7 protein-coding genes are annotated in these 3,086 nt (G+C 37.6%); 2 read left to right on the plus strand and 5 right to left on the minus strand.

Features of this window, described 5'->3' with window-relative positions:
* Window positions 1–17 precede the first annotated feature (17 nt).
* The 3 genes from PX481_RS22405 to PX481_RS22415 form a co-directional block, all read right to left on the minus strand.
* Window positions 18–967 (minus strand): IS630-like element ISMae26 family transposase gene (locus PX481_RS22405; RefSeq protein ID WP_076611860.1). Its coding sequence is split into 2 segments (ribosomal slippage): window positions 18–625 and window positions 625–967, totalling 951 coding nucleotides; the frame shifts between segments, so codons are not numbered across the junction.
* Window positions 968–986: 19 nt separating this feature from the next.
* Window positions 987–1,439 (minus strand): PIN domain-containing protein, encoded by a 453-nt coding sequence (locus PX481_RS22410; protein WP_288096131.1) that lies wholly within the window; start codon window positions 1,437–1,439, stop codon window positions 987–989.
* Window positions 1,426–1,659 carry an antitoxin family protein gene (locus PX481_RS22415; protein WP_002761288.1) on the minus strand — a complete coding sequence of 78 codons (234 nt, stop codon included), beginning with the start codon at window positions 1,657–1,659 and terminating at the stop codon, window positions 1,426–1,428. The genes PX481_RS22410 and PX481_RS22415 overlap by 14 nt, the downstream gene beginning before the upstream one ends.
* Window positions 1,660–1,912: 253 nt before the next feature.
* On the opposite strand from PX481_RS22415, the gene PX481_RS22420 reads away from it, so the two are divergent.
* Window positions 1,913–2,206: a DUF433 domain-containing protein gene (locus PX481_RS22420; protein WP_149986317.1), complete on the plus strand. Its 294-nt coding sequence runs from the start codon at window positions 1,913–1,915 to the stop codon at window positions 2,204–2,206.
* A gap of 35 nt (window positions 2,207–2,241) precedes the next feature.
* Here the strand turns inward: PX481_RS22420 and PX481_RS22425 are convergent, their stop codons facing one another.
* Window positions 2,242–2,439 (minus strand): type II toxin-antitoxin system HicA family toxin, encoded by a 198-nt coding sequence (locus PX481_RS22425; RefSeq protein WP_002799542.1) that lies wholly within the window; start codon window positions 2,437–2,439, stop codon window positions 2,242–2,244.
* Window positions 2,440–2,685 (minus strand): DUF1902 domain-containing protein, encoded by a 246-nt coding sequence (locus PX481_RS22430; RefSeq protein ID WP_008203482.1) that lies wholly within the window; start codon window positions 2,683–2,685, stop codon window positions 2,440–2,442.
* Between the two features lie 154 nt (window positions 2,686–2,839).
* Between PX481_RS22430 and PX481_RS22435 the strand changes: the two genes are divergently transcribed.
* Window positions 2,840–3,086 (plus strand): transposase (locus PX481_RS22435; RefSeq protein WP_502888630.1); only part of this gene is annotated, 247 nt, incomplete at its 3' end.

Below are 3,086 nucleotides of genomic sequence, written 5' to 3' on the forward strand. Positions count from 1 at the left end.
TATAGCAATTCTCTGACTTATGAGGTACAGTAGCAACAGTGAGTAAACCAATTGCGAATATCTTTTTGAGTAACTTCTAACATAGCCAATTCAATCCCTTCTATTAAGTCTTTGTAAGTTCTCGCCTTCAGTTTTCTTAACGTCGCTTTCACTTTTGACCAAAAGTTTTCAATAGGAGAGAATTCGGGAGAATAAGGAGGTAAATAGATGAGTCTAGCTTTTTCTTGTTCGATTATTTCTCTGACCATTTCTCCGAGATGAATCTTGGCGTTATCCATGATCAGACAGTCTCCTTCTTTAATTTTTGGCAGCACTTCCTTTAGAATAAATCCTTCAAATGTTACCGCATCCACTGCACCGTATATGTTGACTGATGCGACAACTTTTTCTAAGCTTATAGCACTAATTATTGAAATATTTCTCCCTCTTTTTTGTGGTTTTCTTCCCCGAGCTCTTCGGCCAATTAAGGCTCTAGCATAGAGTCTCAAAAGGGCTAAATTTACCCCCGATTCATCGATGAAAATTAGTTTTGATGCCTCAATTTCCCGAACTTCTGACCAGTATTCCACTCTTTTTTGCTGTACCCTGTCACTTTCTTTTTCCGCCGCGTGTAGTGTTTTTTTTTGAAACTGTAATTGAGTTTTTGCGTAAGCCGCCCCAGGGTGGCTCTACTGACTTTCACCTGTGTCTTTTCATACAGTAAGTCCGATAATTCTTCGAGAGTTGCATCATTGTTAGCTTCGATGATTTCTATTAAAATTATCAGTTGTTCACTATTTAACTTGGTTGGCGGACTTCCCCCTTGCGGACGAGGACGGATATCTCCTGTTTCTTTATGTTGCTTCAATAACTTCTGAATAAAGCTTTTAGCCACGTCAAATCTCTGGGCTAGTCCTCGAATGGAAATTTTTTCTTTCTTCCAGACATCGATAATTTTTTGGCGAAAATCTACGGAATAGGGTCTCATAGGAAGCTGGTAAGTTCTATTATTTGTCTATTTGCTTTCCATTGTACCTCATAGCTCCAAGAATTGCTATATTGATAATTAAACCATCTTGCATATCTTCTGAGTAGAGAATAGTTGCATCGCCTAAAACTGCACTAGCAACAATCAGGCTATCCCAAAATGAAATTAAATAGCGATCTCGTAATTTCACGGCATACTCAAGGGTTTCGAGGGAGACAGGTAAGATTTCACACCCTTGGGTAAATTCTTCAAGTAGATTTTGAATCTGTAAATTATTAAACCCTGCTTTGCGGATTAAATTTGAGCAAACCTCATTGACAACTTGTGTACTAATCATCAAGTTTTCTTGATTCGTAATATTTGTCGCTATTTGTTGCTTAGGGATGGCATTAGGATCGCTACAATTAACAATGAAGCGATACAGCCAAATATTAGAATCAATAAAGAAGGGTTGAGATTCACCAGCGTTCATTGGCTTCTTCTCTGGTAAGAGGATGGAAATCTTCAATTTTAATCGGATTTGCTGTTAACTGGGCGATTATACCCGTTTCTGACCATTTTTGGGAAGTAAGCTGGGAAATTGAATTCGATTCTATAATGAGTTTAACGCACTGTCCTTCATTGAGTTGGAGATTACCAAGAGGACGTAAAACGCCATTTTCAAAGACGGCTTCACAGGTTTGTTGCGGCATAACTCAATCCTTAATTCTAAATTACTCTTATTTTAACCGATGAATCAACAACGCACCCAATCCCGTCTAAACTATGATTTTTTTGATTGTTTGATTGACTATTATTTTTTTCGGCTATCGTCCCTGCGATAGAATTCTGATAATCTCCCCATTCAATCCCCTGCCCCGACCAATGTTTAGGCCATGCTAGAATGGTGATAAAAGCATAGAATCCTATGTAGTTTAATTAGTTGAGAATGAATCAGAGAAAGTTATGTTCACAGATATCAATATTGGCACTTTCATAAAAAGCGATCCCAAAATTCATGGAGGTTGTCCTATTATCGCGGGAACTGCTGTTACTGTACGAAGAATAGTGATCTGGTATAAGTTAGGATATAGTCCTGAAGAAATTGCCGATGAAATCCCTCATCTTTCTTTGGCACAAGTTTATGCCGCTCTAACTTACTATCATACTAACAAAGAAACAATAGAAGCAGAAATTATAGCCGAAGCCGCCGAAGCAGATCGCCTTGAAGCATTACATTATTCTTCTTCTTATGAGTAGAATTAGCTTATATATGGATGAGGATTCTACAGCGTTCAAAATGATTTAGATAATCCGGCTTGTTTCAAAACTGCATTGGCAGTATGGCGTGATTTAATAGTATTATCAACTACAAATCTTCTTTCTGTCAGAGGACTATACCAAATTTCATGATCTCCTTTACCTTGACGTTCAAAATAACATCCAGCTGCTGAGAGCAGTTTTTTTAATGCAGGTGTTAAAGAAGTAGCCATCTAAACAGCGCACTCAATTGATTCTTGACGATGACTAATTAGTTCAAAAGTTATCGGTGCTTGAGGTTCAAGAGTAATTAGATGATTGAGTTGTAATAATTCTGGAATCATCTGTCGTAATTTAGCTGTTAAAGCTTCGATGGTATCAGCTTCGGTGACTAATCCCGGAATATCTTCACTCTCTGCTACCCAAACTTGCGCCTCTCGATCCCAAAATGCTTCTACTTGGTACGGTTTTTGATTCATGATGATTTAGTTCAAGTGAGTAGAATTAGCTTATCTATCAATCAAGATTATACAGTGCGATCGCCTTTCTGACAATCTTACCACCAATCCCCAACTCTTGATGATTGCCGATGAATCGCTTATAACTGAATTAACCGCCACCATCCGCCACGCCATGAATGAACCCCAAAAACATCGACAATCTATTCGTTTAAAAGGCTATGATTATAGACTTAATGGAGCTTATTATATCACAATTTGTTCTTATCAGAAGCAGTATCTATTTGGTGAAATTGTTGAAGGAAATATGGAGCAGAATTTACTTGGTGATACTATTGAAGCGGTATGGTATAGACTACCTCTAAATTTTAAATTTATTGAACTAGATGCTTTTATTGTCATGCCCAATCATATTCATGGAA

It is taken from the genome of Microcystis sp. M53603_WE2, assembly GCF_030065435.1.